This is a genomic window from Fusobacterium ulcerans (assembly GCF_003019675.1).
In the GTDB taxonomy this organism is placed as follows: domain Bacteria; phylum Fusobacteriota; class Fusobacteriia; order Fusobacteriales; family Fusobacteriaceae; genus Fusobacterium_A; species Fusobacterium_A ulcerans.
Map to the genome: position 1 here is coordinate 623,643 of NZ_CP028105.1, position 21,686 is coordinate 645,328.

Annotated in this window: 22 protein-coding genes; 3 read left to right on the plus strand and 19 right to left on the minus strand. The window is 30.5% G+C overall.

Annotated elements, in window-relative coordinates; all coding sequences use genetic code 11:
* Window positions 1-29: 29 nt before the first annotated feature.
* The 9 genes from C4N20_RS02895 to rpmE form a co-directional block, all read right to left on the minus strand.
* On the minus strand, window positions 30-3,713 hold the full coding sequence (locus tag C4N20_RS02895; RefSeq protein ID WP_005981052.1) for an LPS-assembly protein LptD: 3,684 nt from the start codon (window positions 3,711-3,713) through the stop codon (window positions 30-32).
* Between the two features lie 139 nt (window positions 3,714-3,852).
* On the minus strand, window positions 3,853-4,167 hold the full coding sequence (gene trxA, locus C4N20_RS02900; protein WP_005981050.1) for a thioredoxin: 315 nt from the start codon (window positions 4,165-4,167) through the stop codon (window positions 3,853-3,855).
* 106 nt (window positions 4,168-4,273) lie between these two features.
* Window positions 4,274-5,884 carry an FAD-dependent oxidoreductase gene (locus C4N20_RS02905; protein WP_005981048.1) on the minus strand — a complete coding sequence of 537 codons (1,611 nt, stop codon included), beginning with the start codon at window positions 5,882-5,884 and terminating at the stop codon, window positions 4,274-4,276.
* Window positions 5,885-6,102: 218 nt separating this feature from the next.
* Complete coding sequence (gene tsaB, locus C4N20_RS02910; RefSeq protein ID WP_005981046.1) at window positions 6,103-6,798, minus strand: tRNA (adenosine(37)-N6)-threonylcarbamoyltransferase complex dimerization subunit type 1 TsaB; 696 nt, start codon at window positions 6,796-6,798, stop codon at window positions 6,103-6,105.
* Entirely contained in the window at window positions 6,779-7,243 is a 465-nt protein-coding gene (gene tsaE, locus C4N20_RS02915; RefSeq protein WP_005981044.1) for a tRNA (adenosine(37)-N6)-threonylcarbamoyltransferase complex ATPase subunit type 1 TsaE, read from the minus strand. The genes tsaB and tsaE overlap by 20 nt, the downstream gene beginning before the upstream one ends.
* On the minus strand, window positions 7,221-7,718 hold the full coding sequence (rfaE2, locus tag C4N20_RS02920; protein WP_005981042.1) for a D-glycero-beta-D-manno-heptose 1-phosphate adenylyltransferase: 498 nt from the start codon (window positions 7,716-7,718) through the stop codon (window positions 7,221-7,223). The genes tsaE and rfaE2 overlap by 23 nt, the downstream gene beginning before the upstream one ends.
* Entirely contained in the window at window positions 7,715-8,350 is a 636-nt protein-coding gene (locus C4N20_RS02925) for an NUDIX hydrolase (protein ID WP_005981040.1), read from the minus strand. The genes rfaE2 and C4N20_RS02925 overlap by 4 nt, the downstream gene beginning before the upstream one ends.
* A gap of 109 nt (window positions 8,351-8,459) precedes the next feature.
* Window positions 8,460-9,083 (minus strand): uracil phosphoribosyltransferase, encoded by a 624-nt coding sequence (gene upp, locus C4N20_RS02930; protein ID WP_005981038.1) that lies wholly within the window; start codon window positions 9,081-9,083, stop codon window positions 8,460-8,462.
* Between the two features lie 117 nt (window positions 9,084-9,200).
* The gene (gene rpmE, locus C4N20_RS02935) at window positions 9,201-9,413 is read right to left on the minus strand and encodes a 50S ribosomal protein L31 (protein ID WP_005981036.1); all 213 of its coding nucleotides are present in this window, start codon (window positions 9,411-9,413) and stop codon (window positions 9,201-9,203) included.
* A 206-nt stretch (window positions 9,414-9,619) separates the two neighbouring features.
* Here rpmE and C4N20_RS02940 point away from each other — a divergent pair, with 206 nt between their 5' ends.
* Both C4N20_RS02940 and C4N20_RS02945 read left to right on the plus strand, forming a co-directional pair.
* Window positions 9,620-10,258 carry a ribonuclease H family protein gene (locus C4N20_RS02940; RefSeq protein ID WP_005981034.1) on the plus strand — a complete coding sequence of 213 codons (639 nt, stop codon included), beginning with the start codon at window positions 9,620-9,622 and terminating at the stop codon, window positions 10,256-10,258.
* A 9-nt stretch (window positions 10,259-10,267) separates the two neighbouring features.
* The gene (locus C4N20_RS02945) at window positions 10,268-10,954 is read left to right on the plus strand and encodes a YwaF family protein (RefSeq protein WP_005981033.1); all 687 of its coding nucleotides are present in this window, start codon (window positions 10,268-10,270) and stop codon (window positions 10,952-10,954) included.
* A 135-nt stretch (window positions 10,955-11,089) separates the two neighbouring features.
* Here the strand turns inward: C4N20_RS02945 and tnpA are convergent, their stop codons facing one another.
* The 6 genes from tnpA to C4N20_RS02975 form a co-directional block, all read right to left on the minus strand.
* Window positions 11,090-11,551 (minus strand): IS200/IS605 family transposase, encoded by a 462-nt coding sequence (tnpA, locus tag C4N20_RS02950; protein WP_005981031.1) that lies wholly within the window; start codon window positions 11,549-11,551, stop codon window positions 11,090-11,092.
* 168 nt (window positions 11,552-11,719) lie between these two features.
* The gene (locus C4N20_RS02955; RefSeq protein ID WP_005981029.1) at window positions 11,720-12,298 is read right to left on the minus strand and encodes an IMPACT family protein; all 579 of its coding nucleotides are present in this window, start codon (window positions 12,296-12,298) and stop codon (window positions 11,720-11,722) included.
* An 11-nt stretch (window positions 12,299-12,309) separates the two neighbouring features.
* A complete protein-coding gene (locus C4N20_RS02960; RefSeq protein WP_005981027.1) occupies window positions 12,310-13,044 on the minus strand; it encodes a site-2 protease family protein in 735 nt (244 codons plus the stop codon).
* Window positions 13,007-14,362, minus strand: coding sequence for a ComEC/Rec2 family competence protein (locus C4N20_RS02965; RefSeq protein ID WP_005981025.1), 1,356 nt, complete (start codon window positions 14,360-14,362; stop codon window positions 13,007-13,009). Before C4N20_RS02965 ends, C4N20_RS02960 begins: the two co-directional genes overlap by 38 nt.
* A 26-nt stretch (window positions 14,363-14,388) precedes the next feature.
* Window positions 14,389-15,711 (minus strand): MFS transporter, encoded by a 1,323-nt coding sequence (locus tag C4N20_RS02970; protein ID WP_005981023.1) that lies wholly within the window; start codon window positions 15,709-15,711, stop codon window positions 14,389-14,391.
* 100 nt (window positions 15,712-15,811) lie between these two features.
* Window positions 15,812-16,990 carry a nucleotidyltransferase gene (locus C4N20_RS02975; RefSeq protein WP_005981020.1) on the minus strand — a complete coding sequence of 393 codons (1,179 nt, stop codon included), beginning with the start codon at window positions 16,988-16,990 and terminating at the stop codon, window positions 15,812-15,814.
* A gap of 139 nt (window positions 16,991-17,129) precedes the next feature.
* On the opposite strand from C4N20_RS02975, the gene C4N20_RS02980 reads away from it, so the two are divergent.
* Window positions 17,130-17,906: a type III pantothenate kinase gene (locus C4N20_RS02980; RefSeq protein WP_005981018.1), complete on the plus strand. Its 777-nt coding sequence runs from the start codon at window positions 17,130-17,132 to the stop codon at window positions 17,904-17,906.
* Between the two features lie 47 nt (window positions 17,907-17,953).
* On the opposite strand, the gene C4N20_RS02985 is transcribed toward C4N20_RS02980, so the two are convergent.
* The 4 genes from C4N20_RS02985 to fomA all read right to left on the minus strand — a co-directional run bounded on the left by C4N20_RS02985 (window position 17,954) and on the right by fomA (window position 21,052).
* Window positions 17,954-18,520, minus strand: coding sequence for a hypothetical protein (locus tag C4N20_RS02985; RefSeq protein WP_005981016.1), 567 nt, complete (start codon window positions 18,518-18,520; stop codon window positions 17,954-17,956).
* A gap of 41 nt (window positions 18,521-18,561) precedes the next feature.
* A complete protein-coding gene (locus tag C4N20_RS02990) occupies window positions 18,562-19,413 on the minus strand; it encodes an IS3 family transposase (protein ID WP_005981014.1) in 852 nt (283 codons plus the stop codon).
* A 2-nt stretch (window positions 19,414-19,415) separates the two neighbouring features.
* Window positions 19,416-19,751, minus strand: coding sequence for a transposase (locus C4N20_RS02995; protein WP_005981012.1), 336 nt, complete (start codon window positions 19,749-19,751; stop codon window positions 19,416-19,418).
* 236 nt (window positions 19,752-19,987) lie between these two features.
* Entirely contained in the window at window positions 19,988-21,052 is a 1,065-nt protein-coding gene (gene fomA / locus C4N20_RS03000; RefSeq protein WP_005981010.1) for a major outer membrane protein FomA, read from the minus strand.
* Between the last annotated feature and the right edge of the window lie 634 nt (window positions 21,053-21,686).

The following is a 21,686-nucleotide window of genomic DNA, read 5'->3' on the forward strand; positions in this document are numbered from 1 at the left end:
TTTCCTCCTATTTATATACATTCAAATTTTTAATCTACTATATCTTGTGGTTTCAATCCATCAAATAAGTAAGTTTGAGGGCTTGTTTTTTGCTTAGCATCTGTATCTGCTCCAAGACCAAATATAGGTTTGTCTGGGAATGCAAGTAATGTAAATTGAAGAGCTACTCTCCACTCATAATCTCTTGTTCCTAGATCATATTCTCTCTCATAAGCTACCGCCCATTCATAATATCCAAACTCTTTACCTATTTCTACTCCTAAACCATCAAGTGAACTTTTTCTTCTGTTCTTACTAGAAGTATCTTTAAAGTTCTCATAAAATTTAGCATAAGTTTTTACATTCCATCCTTCACTTGGTTTCCCAATTTTTGCCATCAGACTTACTTTATGCTCTCTATTCAATCTATCCCAGCTTCCACTGTTCCATCCTGAATTTTCTTCCACTTCGTATCCAAATCCAACTCTATTTTGAGAATAGAATATTCTCGCTTTTACTTCTTCTAGAGAATCCCATAAATCTCCAGTTTTATCATATCTTGCCTCATTTCTCTGCATCATAAGATGTATCTTGAAGTTACGTTTGTAATCTCCAAGACTATTAAATCTATCATACATTATACTGTTAAGATTGAAATTTACACTATTTCTTTCTCTATCTCTCAAGATATCCCTTACTCTGTAAAGTTCTGCCTGTGTCAGCTGATTAGAATCTTTATTAAATTCAAGCTCAGCATATTTTTTTAATTCTTCATCTGTAAATCTTTTATCTCTGTATTCATAGGTAAATGACAATACATCTGAATTATTAATGTTTCTAATTCTTCCATCTGTTAAAAGTACTTTTGCTCCATCTTCTTTATGCTTATAATCTTCATATGTAACTCTATAATAATTTTCTACATCTCCACCATCTAAAAATGAAACTCCATAGATTTTATTATCTACATCTATTTCTTTAAGATCATGTGTATAATTTCTTCTTACATCTGTACCTTGACTGAAATCAAATCCTAGTCTATTGTCTCCAAAAGAATATTGATATGCATATGTATTTGCTCTGATTTTTTCTTTAGCATTATCTACATTTTTCATATCCCATATTTTAGAATCTATTCCCTGATTTTGATAAGATAATCTATGTCCTTCATAGTTATATACTGCTCCATAATTTCTGAAAGTTAAATCATTGTAGTTTCTGTCTCTTTCATTTTCACTTGTGTATTGTCTATCCTGTCCATAGTTCAATGATAGTGATTGTCTATCATCAATTTTAAAGTTTACATCATTTTTAAATGTCTGCCCATTAAGCTCGCTTGTGTCAGCAGGATTTTCTCTTCTCTTATATTCAATGTTATATGCTGTTTCTGTATTGCCTATCATTGCATTGATAGTATCTTTAATTTCATAGATATTATCTTTGTTTTTTAATCTGATATCTTCAGGGTTCATAGTTTTCTTTCTAATATCATTATAGGCAGTACCAAATTTAACATCTCCAGAATCATAATCATATCTTTGATAGAAAAGATTCAAATCATTACTTAAAGCAAAATCCATTTTTCTATTTTTGTTGTCTGTATTATCAAAAAGCTGTATTGTATGATTAAGTTTTAATTGAGTTCTAAGAGTTGAATCTTCCCCATTTGTATAATGTCTAGTATATGGGTTATATCCTTTATCATACTTATCATATCTCACACCACCAAATAGTGCTAATTCTCCAAAAGCTCCAAGAGGTATTTCATTTCTTTCAGCTCCAAATTCATAGAATTTAGACTCATTTACATATTGTCTGTATGAATTAACTGAAAAAGCCGGTTCATAATAGATTCCATCTCTATCCCAGAATTTTTCCTTTGTCTGTCCAGTTGCAAAGGTAAATTTAGTAGTATCATTATAGAAATCTACATATGCTCTTTCTTCTCTGAAATCGCTGTATATTATATTTTCAAATCTATTGTACTCTTTATCTCTTTCATTAGATCCCTTTACAACCTTTTCTCTTAAAGGATCATCCATCAAATCAAGCTTTCTTTCATGTTCATTGATGTTATATCCAGCTTTTATTCTGTAGTCTCCCCAGAAATCATAGTCACCAAAAGATACTCTCAAATCTCTGCTGTCATATTGAGAATATTCTCTGATTGTACTTGGATTATATTTATAGTAGAAGTTTCCTCCTAAAAGACTGTTGTATTGAATCATAGAATCTAAGTTTGGATCTCTCTCCCATAGTCCTAGTTTTCTAAATTTATCCCCATTTTTTTCATCATAGCTAAATCCTATATTATTTTTCTTTTCAAAAAATTCAAATCCAAAATCTTCAGCTCTTGACTGTGTATCTTTTAATGTTGAACCTGGGTCCATGTCATATAAATAATTATAATATCCACCAACTCTGTATCTGCTGTTATCTTTATACAATTCAATCTGTGAATAAAGATCATTATCTATATTACTTCCATAGTCTATATCATCTATATCATCATAGACCATAAGAGCATAAGCTTCCTTATCATCAGTCAATTTTAATCTGGTTTTCAATGTTATATCTTTATCTGGTCCCAATTCCTTTAAGTCTGAATTCATTGAGAAGAAACTTATTGTAGAATCAAGTTTTGGTCTGGTATTATTTAAGAATCTTCCATTTCCCTCATAGTCAGTTATTATATCTTCCAACTTAGGAATCATATTATATGTTCCATTGATAGCATTAAATTGTAAAATTCCCTTTTCACCATTATATTCATGAGAATAATTCAGTCTATATCTTTTATTTTTTTCCTCATAATCAACAGGGTCATTATATTTTTCTTTATTATCAGCTTTTGACCAAATCAGAGCATCATCTATATTTAATTTTGCTGTTCCAAATTTATCTGTTTTATACCAGTTTTCCCATCTTCCTATTAATAGTCCCATTTGATCAGCAAATTTAGGAGCAAATCCTCCTTTAAATTTACTGTCTTTATCTCCATAAAGAACTCCCCATGAAGTCTGCCATCCATAGTAATCTTTTGTTCCCCATTCTGGGAATAAAGGAACTTCTGAATCCTGTCTTATATTAACTCTATACCATGGTATACTGAAAGGAAAAATATCATTATCCCCTAAGTATAGGTCACTCCCTTTTAAAGTAAGCTGTTTATCTGGCTCAACTATTATTTCCTTAGAAAGAAGATGATATCCTGCTTGATTTGGATCTGCTGTTTCAACTACATTGTAGTCAGTTGTCAGCCATCCATTATTTATATAAAGATTTCCATTTGCATATTCAAATACTTTTCCACCAAAATATATTTTATCATTTGGTGCTTCTCCTCCAGTTACCTTTCCAATTTCAAGATATCCAAAGTTATTGTAAAAAACTCCTTGGTCTCCATCTAAAGATACATCTCCATTGGTTGACTCTAATTTAAGTATACCTGTAGGCTGATCTACCTGTGTTATTATGTTCCCTTTAAGATACGCTCTATTTTTTTCTTTATCTCTCTGCATATCAAAAACTTTTAATTTTAAATCTCCATACTTTACATTAACACCACTTTGAGAAGTAACTGTATCATTAAGAAGGTCAACTTCTATCTCATCAGCTCCACCTAATATTCTGTCACTGGTGTTGTTAATATTTCCCGTGGGAACACTACTCATTCCCAGAATATTTAAAGAAATTATAATATATGCTGCTGTAAGATAAATTTTTCTCCTCATAATCTCAATCCTTCTCCTTAATTAATGTTTGAAATAATTATATCACAAATATGAACAAATTAGAATAACAGAGCAATATTTTATTTAAAGAAAAAGAGACTGTCCTTTTAGAAAACAACAGTCTCTTTAAAATATCTAATTAATATGCAGCTAGCTTTTCTTTTATTTCTTCTTTAGGTCTTAATCCAACTACCTGGTCTACTCTTATCCCATTTTCAAAAACTACCATCGTTGGGATACTCTTTATTCCAAATTGTCCTGCCAAGCTTGGATTTTCATCAACATTAACTTTGTATATCTTTACTTTTCCCTCTTCAGAAATTTCTTCTAAAATTGGAGCAAGCACTTTGCAAGGTCCACACCATTCAGCCCAAAAATCCACAATTACAATCCCTTTATTATTTATAACTTCTTCTTTAAAAGTAATCTCATTCAGATTGATTAAACTGCTCACTATTTATCCTCCCTGCTTTAAGAAAATTCTTATCTGCAAATCCATACTATTATATCATACATACTTAATATATTGTACAAATTTATTCAGGAAAAATCAAGTTTTTTTAAGAGTATAGCTTTCCTAAAAGAATGTTCTTTTCAGTGTTTTCTCTGACACTTTTTATTATTGTGATACCTTTTGAAACATCTCCTATCAATATAGCACCTTTTAGCTTATTTTCCTCAAAATATAATTTTTTATAAATACTTTTTTTAGTGTCTATATCTTCAATAAACTCTTCACACTCTTTTCCATTTCCAATCAAACCGATAGAAATAAGTTTGATATTCATTCCATCAAAATTAAGCGGCTGAATTTGTTCCTTATAAACAGCACTATCTCCACTTGCATTTATTCCTGCTGTTTTTCCCTGTTCCATAGCTATCTGCCAAAGTCCTATTACTTTTCCTTCATATTCTGCTGCATCTCCACAAGCATAAATATCTTTTTCAGAAGTTTCCATTTTTTCATTTACGATTATTCCTCTTCCAGTTTGAAGCCCCATATCCACAGCTAGTTGTTTATTAGGAAGTATTCCTGCACTTATAACTACTAAATCTGCCATAATATGTTCTCCTTTTTCAAGAACAACAGAAGATACTTTTCCTTCTCCCTCCAAATGATCAACAACTACACCTTTATATACCTTTACTCCTGAACGCACTATTGCCTGCTCTAATATTTTAGATCCTTTTTCATCTAGCTGTCTAGGTAAAATTCTCTGCATCATTTCTATTACTGAAACTTCCATTCCCAGCTCTTTCAGTCCCCATGCTGCCTCCAGTCCAAGAACTCCTCCACCAATAACAACTGCTCTTTTACATTTCTTTACATATTCTTTTACATTTTCTGTATCTTTCATACTTCTAATAGTAAAAACTCCATCTAAAGAAGCATTTTTTATAGGCGGGATAAAACATTCTGATCCAGTAGCCAATATCAATTTATCATATAAGTACTCTTTTCCGCTTTCTAAAGTTACTTTTTTATCCTTAGCTGATACAGATTTCACTGCATCTCCTATAGTTATCTTTATATTTTTTTCCTCATACCATTTATCTTTTTTTATTTTCAATTTTTCTTCTGGCATATCAGCATAAAGATGCTCTGTCAACATAGTTCTATAATATGGCATTACACTTTCTTTTCCTATAATTTGAATATCTGCCAGTTTATTTTTACTTCTCACAGCATCTGCTGCTGATACTGCGGCTACTCCTCCACCAATTATAATTACTTTTTCCTCTTTATTTAAATTCTCTTCTTTTTTATTTTCTATTTTTATAAAGGCTTCTTTTCCTGCTCCACATACAGGACATACAGCTGGGCACTCTTCTCCATCTATTACTTCACTGCATACTGTACACTTCCAGCTTGTTTCTGAAACTGGTTTAATCTCTATTTCTTCAAAAAGTTCTTTTCCTACTCCACACACAGGACAGGTATCAGGCACTTCACCATCAGGAAATATTTCATCACATACTGTACATTTCCATGCTTTTCCTGAAATAACTTTTTTCTTTTCATCTCTATTTATAGAAGGTGTTGTTTTTTCTTCAGCTTTTACTTCTTCAAAAAATTCACTTCCTACATTGCATACAGGACATACCTCTGGTGGATTCTCTCCTTCAAATTCTTCTCCACATATTGTACATCTCCATTTTTTCATTTCCATATTCTCCTCCCTTTCCTGCTATATACCCTTTTTCTAATTTTAACACATTAAATTCTTTTTTTCAATTGTAATTATTACAAAACTAACATTCATACAATATGAAAAAAGATGACCCATAATTTAGAAATATAATTTTAAAACTTTTTCAGTAGAAATATTTACCATTAATTTTCAAAGCTCTAAAATTTACTCTAACTTTTCAGTCATCTATTTATATTTTAATTATTCTTTTTTTCTCTTTCTTCCTTTTCTCTCTCTGCCTGTGATTTATTTAAATAGAAAGGTTCCAGTGTATATATGTTGTCATCTTCATGATGCAAAGCTATTTGAGCCGCCATAGCTGCTCTTGGTATAGAGTTTGCTTTAGAGAATACAATATTGTCTTCTTCCATAATCTCTTTTATAAGTTCTTGGTTCACTATAGCTCCATCTCCTATAAATACAACCTTTTCTCCTTTTAATTTTTCAAGTATATCTCTTAATTCTCCATCTTTATATTCTTCTTTTCTAACTAATTTTCTATTTTCATATTTATATTGAGAATAGTATACTCTCTCTTTTCTTGCATCAATAAGAGGAACAATTAACCCTTCTCTTTCTTCCCCTGTCTCAGCTAAAACATCTAATTCATTTATTCCAATGATTGGTTTTTCCAAAGAATATGCAAGTCCTTTAGCTATTGCCACTCCTATTCTTATTCCTGTAAAAGATCCAGGCCCTGTTGTTACAGCTATTTTATCAACATCTTTTATAGTATATCCAGATAAATCAAATAGGGAATCTACAGCCTTCATTATGACATTTGAATGGTTCACTTTTACATATAAGTTTATTTCTCCTATTATTCCAGTTTTATCCTCATACAAAGCTACACTTCCTATTTTTGTAGCAGTATCAATTGCTAAAATCAACATACTTCAACATCTCCTTCTCTTTTGCAGGATTTCCCACATAACTCAATTCTATTTCACGAGTTTCATCTCCATGATAGAATAATTTTATTTCAATATATTCTTTTGGAAGCTCGCTTTTTATTATGTCTGCCCATTCTATCAGGACTATTCCTCCACTGTTAAGATAATCCTCATACCCTACCTCATATATTTCTTCTGCTTCAGATAAACGGTACACATCAAAATGATATAGGGGAAGTCTTCCACTGAAATATTCAAGTACATAGTTAAAAGTAGGACTTTTCAGGCTTTCTTCTACACCTAATTTTTTAGCAAAAGTTTTAGTAAATGTAGTTTTTCCTGTACCAAGATCTCCTATGAGAGCTATAGTAGTATTTTCTTCAGCATAATCAGAAAGTTTTTCTGCTAAAGTGTCAAGCTCCTTAAAGCTCATTATTTTTTTCATTTTCTCCTCCATCTTTAAACTGTATCTTATTTACAATATTTGTAGTTGATTTTCCTTCTATAAAAGAAAGAATTCTAACTTCTCCACCATTTTTTTCTACTGTTGAAGTCTCAGGAAGAGTATTTTTATCATAGTCTCCCCCTTTTACATGGATAGATGGTTTTAATTTATCTAATGTCTCTATTGGCGTCAGCTCATCAAATATAACTGTAAAATCTACAGCTTTTAATCCTGAAAGCATTTCAGCTCTGTCTATTTCATTATTTATAGGTCTTGTAGGTCCTTTCAGCTGCTTTACAGAAGCATCTGAATTAACTCCTACTATCAATATATCTCCCTGTCTCTTTGCCTCATTCAAGTATCTCAAATGTCCTACATGAAGGATATCAAAACATCCATTTGTAAATACTACTTTTTTGCCTTGTAATTTTAACTCCTCTATAAGTTTTGCTGCGGTTTCCTTGCTTAAAATCATTTAACTACCTCCATATCTTTTCTCAACATTTTTATAAAATCCAATATGATTTCTGCTGTCATTCCCCAGACTATGTCTCCATGAAAATTATAAAAATATACTTCTCTTGGATTTCCCTGCCAAGGTCCATGATATCTCGTTGGCAGTCCAAGCTCCTCAGATGAAAATTGAGGAACATTTTCTATTCCAATTTTTTCTATTCTAGGCTCATTTTTCAAAAAAAATTCAATTGGTGCAAAGATTACTCTTTCCACTTCATCTTTATTATACTTGATATCTTCTCTATTTTCCAGTCTGACAAATCCTACATATACTTCCAATATCATTCCTGAAGGATTTACAAGTATTCCTAATTTTCCAGATATTTCAATTTTTTCTCTAGGTATTCCTAATTCCTCTATCGTTTCTCTTATTGCTGTTTCTTCAGAATTTTTGTCTTTTTTATCACATTTTCCACCTGGAAGAGAAATCTCTCCTCCCTGCCTTATTTCAATTGCCCTTTTCTCCAGAACTATATATTCTTTTTTATCAAGTTCAGCTATGGCAATAAGGACTGCCGAGTTTACATATCTATCTTGTCCAATTATTCTTTCGTTAGTATTTTTTAATAACTCTACGATTTTTTCTCTCATATCCTTTACACCTCAATAAAAATTATACCATTTTCCAAAAAAAGAGCAACTGAATTAGCAAATTTTTTTTGCTTTCAGATGCTCTTGATAAGGTTTAATTCTTTATAGCTTATTTAGTTCCGAATATTCTGTCTCCACAATCTCCAAGTCCAGGATAAATATATCCCTCTTTTGTTAATCCTTGGTCGATTTTAGCTGTGTAGATAGATACATCTGGATGTTTGTTAAGAAGTTTTGCTATTCCTTCTGGAGCAGCTACCAGACACATAAAGATAATATCTTTAACTCCTTCAGATTTTAAATAGTCTATTGCATAAACTGCTGATCCTCCAGTTGCCAACATTGGATCTACAACAATAACTTTTCTAGATGTTATATCTACAGGAAGTTTGCAATAGTAGTAAACAGGTTCTAATGTCTCCTCATTTCTGTATACTCCAATATGTCCTACTTTTGCAGTTGGGATAAGATCTTGTATCCCGTCTACCATTCCCAATCCAGCTCTTAAAATAGGTACAATAGCAAGTCTGTCTTGAAGTGTATGTCCTATAGTAGACATTAAAGGAGTTGTTACCTCTGTTTCTTCTAGCTTAAGATTTTTTGTTGCTTCATATGTCATAAGTTTTGCTATTTCATTTAGATTCTCTCTAAAATCTTTTGTATCTGTTCCTATATTTCTAAGTATTGTCAGTTTGTGTTGAATTAAGGGATGATTAATTTCTATTACTGCCATTTTTTCCTCCTGTTTTACTAAATTTTTTTCTCATATATTATACCAAAAAACTTAGAGTTTTTCAAAATTAAATTCTGTCATAAAAAAACAGGACTATAAAGTCCTGTTCTGATACGACTATTTATTAATATTGTATCTTTTGTTGAATTTGTCAACTCTACCAGCAGCATCAATAAATTTAGCTTTCCCTGTATAGAATGGGTGGCATTTTGAGCAAACAGCTATTTTAAGTTCGCTCCCTTTAGCATAAGTTGATCTTGTTTCAAATTTTTCTCCACATGTACATTCAACAGTTATAATGTTGTATTGTGGATGAATATTTTTTTTCATTGATTTTCACCTTCCTAACAAAAATTTTCTTAATATCACAAGAGATTTTATCATAAATATATAAGTTTTGCAACTTTTTTTTAAGTGCGTTTATTAAAAATTTTCTATCATTAATTTGTTTATAAAATATATTTCAATAAATATATTTGTAAAATTTCTTTTTATAAGTTAAGATATTCTATATGATTATTTTTTCAGGAGGAATTGTGGGTAAAAAATTTTATGCTTACTTCTTAGAAGATGAAAATATCAAGGGGATGGTTGATAACTGGGATAAATGCAAAAGCCTTGTTCATGGCAAAAAAGCCAGATATAAATCTTTTCCAACAGAAAAAGAAGGAAAGCAGTGGCTTGAAGCAGGAGCTCATTATGAAAAGAAAACAGGTGATCAGGCTCCTAAAGTAAAAAAAGAAAAATTAAAAGAATCACTTGTTGATGGAATATATTTTGACTCTGGTACAGGGCGTGGAATTGGTGTAGAAGTAAGAGTTACTGATCTGAAAGGAACCTCTCTCCTAGAGAAAAATTCTTTTGGACTTTCTGTTAATTCCTATGGAAATATCCATCTTGGTACTGATAAAACAAACAACTATGGAGAACTTCTCGGATTATATCTGGCTATGGATATAGCTTCACAGACTGGAGAAAAAAAAATATTTGGTGACAGCAATCTGGTTATTTTCTTTTGGTCTAAAGGATTATTTCGAAAAGACTCATTAAACGAGGATACAATATCTTTAATCCTCAAAGTTACAGAAAAAAGAAAAAATTTTGAAAAAACAGGTGGGAAAATTGAATATGTCTCTGGGGATATAAACCCTGCTGACTTAGGATTCCACAAATAGGAGGAAAACATGGATACTTTTACACTTTTTAGTACTGAACATTTTTGGTTTATAGGTGGAGGATTTTTAGCAGTATTCGCTTTTATCATTATTGCAGCATTTCTTCCTAGATATAGATTTGCTCAGGTTTCTGCTTTAATAATCCTGATCATAAAAGTCAGTGAGTTAAGTTACAGACATTTTTATTTTGGGGAACCTATCAAAGGTCTTCTTCCTCTTCATTTGTGTAACCTTACATTGATTTTTGCCCTGCTTATGATGTTTACTAAATCACCATCATTATTTCAGGTAACTTATTATTGGAGTTTAGGTGCTATTTTTGCAATCCTTACCCCTGATGTAAAATACTCTTTTCCTCATCCATTGACATTGAGTTTTTACATCACACATTTTTATCTAATATTTGCAGCTATTTACGGAGTAATTTTCTTTGAGTTTAAACCTACCTTCAGAGGCTGGGTAGATTCATTTGTATTCTTAAATGTCCTTGCAGTAATTATATTTTTTATAAATTCAAATCTTGGAACAAATTATCTTTATGTCAATAGAATTCCAGATTTTACTTCTCCACTGGATCATTTTGGAAAGTGGCCATACTACATTGCAGTTGTAGAAGGTATATATTTGATATTGACATATGCAATTTATTTTCCATTTAGAAGAAAGACTTTTAGATACAGCACAAAATATTTTTAGAAATCACAAACCACCACTTCAAGTGGTGGTTTGCTCCACCCTATAAGGGTATGGTACTAGCTTAGGCTTAAGCCTTACTGAATGGTTTGCCAACCGCGTAATTCTTCATTCAGCTACTTAAGTAGCTGGTGTGCTTTAGTTTGTTTTTTCTCCGAAAGGATCTATATACTCTTTCAATGTCAATTGATCATTCGCTATATCTTCTTGCAACTGTTCTCTTATATATTTTGCGATCCTTTCTTTATTTCTTCCTACTGTATCAACATAATATCCTCTACACCAAAAATGTCTATTCCCATATTTATATTTTAAATTTGCATGTTTATCAAATATCATCAATGAACTTTTCCCTTTCAAATATCCCATAAAACTTGATATGCTTATTTTCGGAGGTATACTTACCAACATATGTATATGGTCTTTACAGGCATTAGCCTCTATTATTTCTACTCCTTTAAATTCGCAGAGTTTTCTTAATATCTGCCCTATATCTCCTTTGATTTTTCCATATATTACCTGCCTTCTATATTTTGGTGCGAATATGATATGATATTTACAATTCCATGTTGTATGTGATAGACTATTATTGTCATACATTTTATGACCTCCTTTGATTAGTTAATCGGCCGGCAAACCTAATTAATTATATCAAAGGAGCTTTTATTTTCTAAGCATAGCCTTCCGGCTTTTTTGTACCACTCGCTTAGCAAGTGGTTTTTTTATACAATTATAAAGAGGGCTTGTTGTTCATGCCCTCTTTTTATATTACAATTCAATTATAAGCAGTCCTTTTACTTCTTTCAGAGCTTCAAAAGTTTCAATATTTGTTCTTATTTTATATGTTACTCTCTCATTGAATCCCTTATCTAAATATCCACCATTCAGACTGTCTATTATAGTTTCTACATCACTTATTTTCTCATAAGGAAAATCTATCATATATGTTTTTTTCTCTATATATTCTGCTATTCCAGCTTCCTGTATAGCTAATTTTGCCGTCTTGGCATAATTTCTTACAAGTCCTCCAGCTCCCAGTTTTATTCCGCCAAAATATCTTGTAGCAATCACTACCAGATTGGTAACATCCATATATGTTATTATATCCCCCATTGGCTTTCCTGCTGTTCCACTAGGCTCCCCATCATCATCAGTTTTAAAATATTCCTGCCCATTATCAACAACTTTGTATGCAGTGCAGTTATGAGTTGCATCTCTATGCTTTTCTCTTATTTCAGCTATAAAGTCTTCAGCTTCCTGCTTGCTTCCTATAGGTTTTACATACCCAATAAATTTTGATTTTCTCTCTTCAAATTCTATTGAACATTCTCTTTCTACACTTTTCATTCTTTCCCTGCCTATATCAATTTTTCCAGAATATAAAGTATTCCCGAATATGCTGGAGCAATTATTCTCCATAACACCCCTGTCATATTTAGAAGAAGTATGATTATTATTCCATATCTATCCATATAAAAAATTGTATTTCTTAAATCATCATTTCCTAAAGAAGCTAAAACCCTCGATCCATCTAATGGAGGAATAGGTATAAGGTTAAATACTCCAAGAAGTATATTCAATCTTATCATATAAATCACAGCTGCATAAACATATCTGTTTCCTAAATGAGGTGCTGCATATTTAAAAAGAAATAGTCCTATGGCAGCTAGAATAAAGTTTGAAGCTACTCCTGCTATTGCCACTAAAAATTCTCCCAATCTTCCATATTTTAATCTCCAGTAATTGATTGGAACTGGTTTTGCCCATCCAAATATAAAAGATGAACCAGAAAGTATCAATAAGATAGGAAACAATGTCCCTAATGGATCTAAATGTTTCAGGGGATTCAAACTCAATCTCCCATAATTTTTTGCTGTAGGGTCTCCACATATGTATGCCATTACTCCATGAGCCACTTCATGTATCAAAAGAGACAAAAGAAGTATAGCTATATTTAAAAATATCATTGGATTTGTAAGGATATTCCCTCCAGTTCCAAAAATAAAATATAAAACAATAACTGCTAAAATAATTTTTGTCACATTAGACATTCCGCTATTTAAATATTTTAGTTCTTCCAGAAATCTCTTCATCTTTTTTACCTTCCGTTTTAAATTTATTATAAAATACTATCCCAAATATTATAACATAAAAAATTAAAAATAGGGCATTATCCTTGCTCCCATTATATCTCAAAGTCAACCCTGGAATTTTAGAAAAAATCTCCACTAATTTCATAAATATTTCAAAAACTATATTGGTTATTGGAAAAACAATAAAGCCAAGTCCCAAATTTTCAAGAAAAAGCCCAACAAATGCCAGCAGTATATATAAAGTCCCAACTGGCAGAATAATTAAATTACTAAAGAATGAGAGAAACTGAATAGTTCCAAATTCTTTTATCAATATGGGGGTAAGGAAAAACTGGATAGTTGTAAGAAGTATCAGCTTCTCCACAAATTTAGATTTTCCTTTATATATAACTTTTCTTATTAATGGATATATACATATTATAGCAAATACAGCTAAATATGATAATATAAACGATACTTCATTCATGGATATGGGGCTTATAAATATTCCCCCTATAAATGCTGCCGCCAAAGATTTTGACGCATCTATATCCTCATAAAATATTTTTCCAGCAATAAATATCCCTGCCATTATATAAGCTCTGGTTAGTGATGGTGAATGTTTTACTCCTAAATAATAAATAGTCAATGCTCCCAGCATAAAAATATATCTATTCTTTCTAGAAATAGGAAGTTTTTTAGAAATAAAACCGCATATTGCCAAAATTATTCCTATATGCAGTCCTGAAAGTGCCATAAGATGAGATATTCCCACATAGTTGAATTCTTTTCTCATACTTCTGCTTAACTGCTTTCCTTCACCAAGTATTACCGCTCTGTAAACTCTTTTAAATTCAGGGCTTCCATTGGCAATAAATTTTTTCACATTATTTTCAAAATAGTTTTTAAGCCAACTCTTTTCTATTTTTTCATCTGTTATTTTATTAATATAAAAATACTGCATATCATCTCTATCTTCAATCTTAGCTATCTCTGCTAAAACCATATATTTTCCATCTGGTATCTCTGGAATAAATGTATAACTTTTTATTTTAGGATACCTGTTATCTATTTTTATTATTTTTCCCATTCCATTATTTACTTCTACTTTCATTTTTACTATATCCAGTCTTTCACAATCATTGAAATGCACACAGAAAAGTATTCTTATTACCAGTAGAATTGGAATTATATAAATAAATTTATCTTTTTTCTTAAAAAACAACCATATTCCACTTATTACCATTACAGTTAAAAATATAGAAATCCACAAGGAGAAGATATTAAAAATAGTCATAATTATAAAAACTTCTAAAGCTAGAATATAGATTAGTTCCAAATTTTGCCTCCGATTTTTGAATATTTCTATTCCTCATACTTATAATAAAATATGAATGATATAATAAATGAAATCGTAGACACAATAGAAGTAAGGTATATACCACTCTTTTCCACTCCCTTAGGAGTACCTGTTATCGCTGATAAAATATCTCCATTTCCTGAAACTAAAATTATAGGTAAAATAAGTATTGATACTAAAAATGCCATTTTTAAGAAAAAACCTTGTATTCCAAAACATACTCCTTCTATTCTATGACCTGTTTCATCACTTATCCTGCTTCCTATCTCACTAAGCATAGCTGGTGGGAAAATAAATCCTGCCCCTGCTATTGGTATTCCAATTAGAGCAAATAATATAAATCCAAATTTTGCTGGAATTGCTTTTCCTAAGAAAAATAAAGCTATTGTAAATACTATAAGCATAGCCAGACAGCTGAGCATAACTTTTCTATATCCATATTTTCTTGAAAGAAGATTTGTAGGATAAAAACATATTGCTGACATTCCAAATAGAAGAGCAGATGCTAAAGTTATAGCTCCCTTTCCATATCCCATTATATCTTCTACAAAATAGTTCATAACTGCTCTCAAATTATTAAATCCTATAAAGAAAAATAAAAGTCCTAAAAGATATAATACAAAAGACTTATTTTTAAATAATATTCCCATAGTATCTTTAAAACCTGCATCTGAACTTTGCCCTAAGGAATATTTTCTCTCAGGAACTAAAAACACTGTTATAAAGCCTCCAATTACAGCAATAACGCATAAAGAGATAACCATTCCTCTTACTCCAAAAAGAACATCTCCCTTTCCAATAACTTTTATCAATACTCCAGGAATTATCATTGCCACAGCAGTGTATAAAAGTCTGAAGATAGACTGCCATGTTGATAGGTTGAGTCTTTCTTCCTGTGTTTGCCCTATCTCTGGTATAAGGGCATTATAAGGAGCCCCTACTACTGTATAAAATGAAAAGAACAGAGACCCTACTACTGCAAGATAAATAAATGCTGCTTTTTCATTTCCCATTGGTGGATAAAAAAATGCTGTTGTACATATTGCCAGTGGAATAGTCCCCACTGCTATAAAAGGTATCCTTCTTCCCCACTTTGTATTGACTTTATCTGATAAGAATCCAACTACTGGATCTGTTACCATATCCACAAGTCTTGATATTACAAGTGCCAGTGAAATAAATAATGGTGCCATCACTGGTTTTAATCCTGAGTTTTCAGGTGGAAGATAGAAATATAATATCCATTGTGCAAAAATCTGATCTACAATGGCATAACTTACTCCCAACCCATAAAATATCTGTATACTTAAAGGTATTCTTTTGCTCATCACTCTCTCCTTTTTATTTAGCATTTATTATTATCGGTATTTAAAATTTTCAATTAATTATACCAATATTATTACATTAAATTAATATTGATATTTTTATTTATTTCCCTTTTATCATCAATGGTATCTTTGAATCTTCATAAAAATTCACCATTTTATATATAAGAGAAGCTCTCTCATTAAATTCTACAAGTTCTCTCACATCATCAGAAAATTTATCTTTAATATTTTTCATAGATGTAATAATTTTATTATTTTCTTCTTTTTTTAAATAATTAAGATATTCCCTTCCCTTGTCAGTAAATCCTAATATTTTTATATAAGGTACCTCTTTTTTTACCCTTTGGGTAAGTTCCTGTGTTATTCCAGTCAAAATATGAATTAACACTCTTTGGGTTCTCCCATGAGTAAATCTTTTACTTACTATCTCTTCATAAAATTTTCTAAAATCATAATTTTTTACAGCCATTTCATAGAGTCGGTTCTCATATCCTTTTTCCATATCCTGAATATCAGATAATATATCTTTATTTCTTATTATTTCATATCTTAATAGTGGATAAAAATTTTCTAAATACACCAGTCTATTATTTTCATTCTCTTCTTTTAATATTTTAAAGCTTTCTCCTGGTACCAAATCTGTTATATCTTTATTCTCTTTCAAGAATTTTCTTATAGCTGTAGCACTGGCAAAACCTTCATCTATATTTTCCCCATAATATCCTATTTTTTCTCTTTTTATAAGCAAAGGCTCCATACTGCTGTTCCAATACTTTATAGCCTTTATATATTCCAGTCCTAAAATGTCATTTGAAGCAAAAGTTATATCGTTTCCTTTCAGCTCTTTTAAAGCTCTTGAATGTGCTGTTGGATATGATTCGCCATTGGAAAGATATTCTTTTATTTTATTTTTAAATTCAGCATTCTCTTCTATCTCTGCAATTTCTTTTAAAGCATTTATATTTGAAGTTTCTGATCCAAATATTATATTATTGCATTTTAATTCATTGAGAATTCCCACTGCTCCTATGGCAAAAATTTCTGCACTCTGACATGAATAAAATATTGGAAGCTCTGCTGCTATATCTATTCCATTTTTTAAAGCCATTTCTGCTCTTTTCCATCTGTTAACAACAGCTGGTTCACCTCTCTGGACAAAATCTCCACTCATGACAGCAATCTTTACACTTTCTTTATCTATTTCACACGCCTTTTCCAAATGAAATCTATGTCCATTATGAAAAGGATTATACTCTACAACTAATCCAGATGCTCTCATTCTCTGCTCCTTTCTTTTTCCTATTATAATCATATCAGTTGTTTATTAACAAATCAATCAATATTTATTCCTTTCCTATTGCTTTTTTAAAATTTTAGTTTATAATTAATTATATACAAGATACTAAGGAGGAAATCATATGCTTTTAGCAATTGATATTGGAAACACTCATATAGTTACAGGACTGTTAGATGATGCAGGAAATGTCTTATTGACTTTTAGGGTCGCTTCTAATGATAAATTAACTGAAGATGAATATTTTTCATACTTAAGAAATATTTCAAAATTTAATAAAATAGATATTGAAAAAATAGATGGGATGATAGTTGCATCTGTAGTTCCCAATCTTATTACTATATTTCATTTCCTAGGAAAAAAATATTTTAATATAGAGCCTATGATTGTTAATTCTGAGCTGAAAAAACCTTTTACTTTTGCTTCAAACCTTAATCCAACTGGTTTTGGTGCTGACAGAATAATAGATATAGTACAATCTTTAACTGAATATCCAGATAAAAATCTTGTTATTTTTGACTTTGGAAGTGCCACTACCTATGAAGTACTTGAAAAAAATGTCTATATAGGAGGAGGTATCCTTCCAGGAATAGAAATGTCCATCAACGCTCTATTTGCAAATACAGCAAAATTACCAAAAGTAAAATTCAGTACTCCTGACTCTGTTCTTGGAAAAAATACTATTGAGCAGATTCAAGCTGGTATTTTCTATGGTTATGCTGGACAGATAAAACATATAATAAAAAAAATCAAAGAGTTAGTTGATAATCCATTTATTATTGCAACAGGAGGACTTGGTAAAATTCTCTCTGCTGAAATTGAAGAAATTGATGTCTACTCTCCTGATCTAAGTATAAAAGGTCTTCATACTCTTTATGAATATAATAAAAGTCACAACTAAATCAAAAAGCCTGACTATAAGTTTTATACTTTGTCAGGCTTGATTTTTTAATTTAATACTTTTTTATTTTTCTTTACAAAATCTATTATTTTGAAGTAATCTTCCATTGCAGCATTGATATATGCTTTTTGCCCTACATAGTTATCTGGATAAAGTTTTGCAGCTGATTCTTTAAATATTTCTACAACTTCAGCTGGAACTTTAGAAGAAGCTATCTCCTTAGCCATCTGCTCTTTAGCTGCATTATTTTTCTCTTCAGTCACTACTGCACTTTTCAATGTTTCTACTTTTACTCTTTCTACAAGTTCATTATAGTTTGCTATTTCACTTGGCAATACTTGATATTGTTTTACAAAGTTTGATCCATACATTTGTCTTAATCTTTGCTTTATTCTATCAAATTCTACTGCTGGTATTCCAGACTCTGCTCCCATTTTTTCCATTTTTAAATATGATTCAGTCTGCCATCTTCTAAAAGATATTCTGTCGCTTCCTTCAAATGACTGAGACTCTCTGATTATAGCTTTTTCAATATCCTCTGGTACTTCCTGCTTTATAGCAGCGAAAACTGAAATATTCAAAGCTATCAATCCTAATATTACTGCTTTTTTCATTCTTTCCTCCTCTGATTTACAGACATATTCCATGTCATATTTTATATTTTTTTACTATTCATATACTTTTCTTTGTATTTTACAGGACTCATTCCATCAAGCTTCAACTGTATCCTTTCATTATTATAAAAATGGATATACTCTTTTATCTTTTGAGCTAGATTTTCATATGTCATTCCTCTATCTAATAAGTATATCAGTTCTGCTTTAAAATGTCCAAAGAATATCTCAATAGGTACATTATCCCAACAGTTGCCCCGTCTTGACATAGATTGAATAATTCCTCTCTCTCTTAGCATATCACAATATTTTTCTCCTGTATACTGAAAACCTTGATCAGTATGTAAAATACACTTTTCTTTCAATGGAAATTCAAATATTTTATCCAAAGTTTTTACAACAAGCTCAAAGCCATCAGTGAGTCCTAAGTCATAAGCAATTATTTCATCATTAAAAATATCTTTCACAGCATTCATATACACAGTGAAATTATACATTTTTATCTCTGTAATATCCATACATAACTTTTCCAGAGGGCTACCAGAATTAAAATCCCTGTTCAGTATATTATCAACAACTTTCCCAGCCCAACTCTTCCCTTTGTAGCTTTGATTTCTTATTATTGATTTTACCCCCAGTTCTCTCATTATTCTATATATTCTCTTATGATTTACTTTAAATTCTGTATTGCTGTTTATATATGAACATAACCTTCTTACTCCATATGTCCCATTGTATTTTTCATTTATTTCTATAATCAGTTCTTCTATTTTTCTATTTTCTTCTTCCCTTTGACTTGTACTGCCTTTTCTTTTCTTCCATTTATAATAAGCACTCCTAGAAATTCCTGCAACCCAGCATAAAGACGTTACCGAGTATTCATCTTCCAACATCTCTATAGCTCTGTATTTGATTCTTCCAGTTGCAGAATATACAACTTTTTTAAGTACTCATTCTCCATTCTTAGATATTTATTTTCCTTTTTTATTGATATATTTTTTTCAGTGGAAGCTGTTTTTATCTTTTTTAAAATCACATTTTTACTGATTTTTCTCCTGTCAAAAGCCCTCTCTCCTAATTTTTTGTATTTTTTTACCCAATCCAATATCTGTGTGTCAGATTTAACTCCATATTCTTTTGCTAACATTTCAGCACTTACATTAGATTTTAAATATGTTTTTACAACTGATAATTTTAAATTTTTATCATATCTACTGTACTCTTTGCACATAATAAAACCTCCTGAACAAATTATTTATTTGAAAGATAATATCTGAGATTTTTCAAAAAATTTTTAAGGATGACCTCTCAAGTCATCCTATCTTTACTTAATCTCCTTATTTACCTTAAAAATACTATACTAAAACTGATACACTATTTTTTATATTATACCTTGATTTTTCTCAAAAAAAAAGTGCCTACCTGAGGTAAGCACTAAAAATTTTTTATTTAATTTTTTAAATTTAACTAGAATGTAGATTTAAATCCTACAATTCCAAATGGTTGCCATCTCCAGTTTGATGCTCCACTTTCAGAAGTTTTCATCCAGTTTCTATATTCAGCACCAACAGTTGCATATACTTTGAAAGTTGGTGTTGCAGAATAAGTTAAAGTAACTTGTGGATCAGTTTTTAAACTATAACCTAAATGATCATCATTTTCTTTTACTTTATCTGACCAAGTATAAGAGTCGTATCCTGATTCAGCAAAGAAATCTACTGAAATTTTTTCATTTGAGTATAAATTTGCTCCATAAGTTAAATAAACATTTACTGCTGCATCAGTATTACTATCAGATTTTTTATTACCATTATCCACTCCATGAACTTTATCTCCATATTTGTGGAAACCTAATGTATCTAATTCAACTTGGAACCCAAATCCATATGGTAACTCATTTACAAAGTTTGCATATAATCCTACTTCATTATCATAATTGTCCCCTGAACCTTCTTCACCTTCTCTATTCCATGTATATTCGTAGTAAGGAGCAACTACCATTTCTGTAGTTTTTATAAAGTCATTGTTAAACATATAATCAACAAAATCAAATCTTGCTTCATATCTCAATGCATAACTACTGTCTTTTATATATTGAACTCTTGAAGTAAAGTTAACTTTAGAATCTCCAAGATTTCCATGATTGAAGTTATATCTCAATCTTAATTGATCATCTTTATTAGAAGTAAGATCAGAATTTAAAGAATCATAAGTTCTTAATCTGTACTCAAATGATTGTTTTTCAGTCATGTTAATTTTTCCTTGTAATTGAAGTCTTCCATAATTGTTATTTTTATTCCAATTATCTCCTCCAACTTTATCCTGACCTTCAGTTTCTCCATATACTCTGTATTGAAGATCTACAAAACCGTTAGGTCTGAATCCTTCTTCTTTGTCTCTGTAAACGATAACTTCTTTTTCGATTACTTGAACTGGAGCTTCTTCAACTACAACTGGAGCTGGAACAACTTCTTTTGCAGATGCAGATGCTACAACAAGTAAAGAACCTAGTAAAAGTGCTAATTTTCTCATAATTATCTCCCCTTTTAAAAAGATTTTTTTATACCTTCCCCCTTGCTTCCAAGGAGTTAGATTTCCCATTACCAATGTTATACATTATTTTTGACGTTTTGTAAATACTTTTTTTAAAAAAACTTCACAAAACTTTCATATTCCAATCACAAATCTCCTAAATATAATACTTTAAATCCCCCAATAAAAGAGGATAGAAAAAGGATAGACATACCCCCTTTTAGTAGACAACTTTTTTTTGTGATTATTTGGTGAAGAAGTAAAAATAAAAAGAGGCTGAACTTTTTAGAACAGCCTCAACCTCGGGGAGAGATTTTTTATATAAAATTTTATTATTAGCGTTTCCCTCTTATTGGGAGGGCTCATAAGATTTCTGGGAAAATCTTTTATTTAATGGGGGTATTAACAATTTTACTAGATTCTTTATTATTTTTTATATCTGATATTTAGACTTCTTTTTTTTCTAAAAAGTTTAAATATTTTTTTATTTTTTGTTTTCTCCTCTCTTTTTTATCAGAGAGGAGAACATTTCTTCTGGGGGAGAAAAAATCTTTATTATTTGTTGTTTTATTTCTATGATATTTAGACTCTCAGTTGTTAGAAAAAGTTTAAAAGTTTTTTAATTATTTTATTT

Bases quoted from the DNA above. Each gene is read 5' to 3' on its own strand.
- tnpA (WP_005981031.1), bottom strand. From the start codon at position 11,551: ATGTATGACAATAATAGTCTATCACATACAACATGGAATTGTAAATAT.
- C4N20_RS02970 (WP_005981023.1), bottom strand. From the start codon at position 15,711: ATGAGCAAAAGAATACCTTTAAGTATACAGATATTTTATGGGTTGGGA.
- fomA (WP_005981010.1), bottom strand. From the start codon at position 21,052: ATGAGAAAATTAGCACTTTTACTAGGTTCTTTACTTGTTGTAGCATCT.
- C4N20_RS02955 (WP_005981029.1), bottom strand. From the start codon at position 12,298: ATGAAAAGTGTAGAAAGAGAATGTTCAATAGAATTTGAAGAGAGAAAA.
- C4N20_RS02975 (WP_005981020.1), bottom strand. From the start codon at position 16,990: ATGAGAGCATCTGGATTAGTTGTAGAGTATAATCCTTTTCATAATGGA.
- C4N20_RS02960 (WP_005981027.1), bottom strand. From the start codon at position 13,044: ATGAAGAGATTTCTGGAAGAACTAAAATATTTAAATAGCGGAATGTCT.
- C4N20_RS02905 (WP_005981048.1), bottom strand. From the start codon at position 5,884: ATGGAAATGAAAAAATGGAGATGTACAATATGTGGAGAAGAATTTGAA.
- rpmE (WP_005981036.1), bottom strand. From the start codon at position 9,413: ATGAAAAAAAATATTCATCCACAATACAACATTATAACTGTTGAATGT.
- rfaE2 (WP_005981042.1), bottom strand. From the start codon at position 7,718: ATGATTTTAAGCAAGGAAACCGCAGCAAAACTTATAGAGGAGTTAAAA.
- C4N20_RS02980 (WP_005981018.1), top strand. From the start codon at position 17,130: ATGCTTTTAGCAATTGATATTGGAAACACTCATATAGTTACAGGACTG.
- C4N20_RS02925 (WP_005981040.1), bottom strand. From the start codon at position 8,350: ATGAGAGAAAAAATCGTAGAGTTATTAAAAAATACTAACGAAAGAATA.
- tsaB (WP_005981046.1), bottom strand. From the start codon at position 6,798: ATGTTGATTTTAGCAATTGATACTGCTACAAAAATAGGAAGTGTAGCT.
- C4N20_RS02995 (WP_005981012.1), bottom strand. From the start codon at position 19,751: ATGTGCAAAGAGTACAGTAGATATGATAAAAATTTAAAATTATCAGTT.
- C4N20_RS02985 (WP_005981016.1), bottom strand. From the start codon at position 18,520: ATGAAAAAAGCAGTAATATTAGGATTGATAGCTTTGAATATTTCAGTT.
- C4N20_RS02945 (WP_005981033.1), top strand. From the start codon at position 10,268: ATGGATACTTTTACACTTTTTAGTACTGAACATTTTTGGTTTATAGGT.
- C4N20_RS02990 (WP_005981014.1), bottom strand. From the start codon at position 19,413: ATGTTGGAAGATGAATACTCGGTAACGTCTTTATGCTGGGTTGCAGGA.
- upp (WP_005981038.1), bottom strand. From the start codon at position 9,083: ATGGCAGTAATAGAAATTAATCATCCCTTAATTCAACACAAACTGACA.
- C4N20_RS02895 (WP_005981052.1), bottom strand. From the start codon at position 3,713: ATGAGGAGAAAAATTTATCTTACAGCAGCATATATTATAATTTCTTTA.
- tsaE (WP_005981044.1), bottom strand. From the start codon at position 7,243: ATGAAAAAAATAATGAGCTTTAAGGAGCTTGACACTTTAGCAGAAAAA.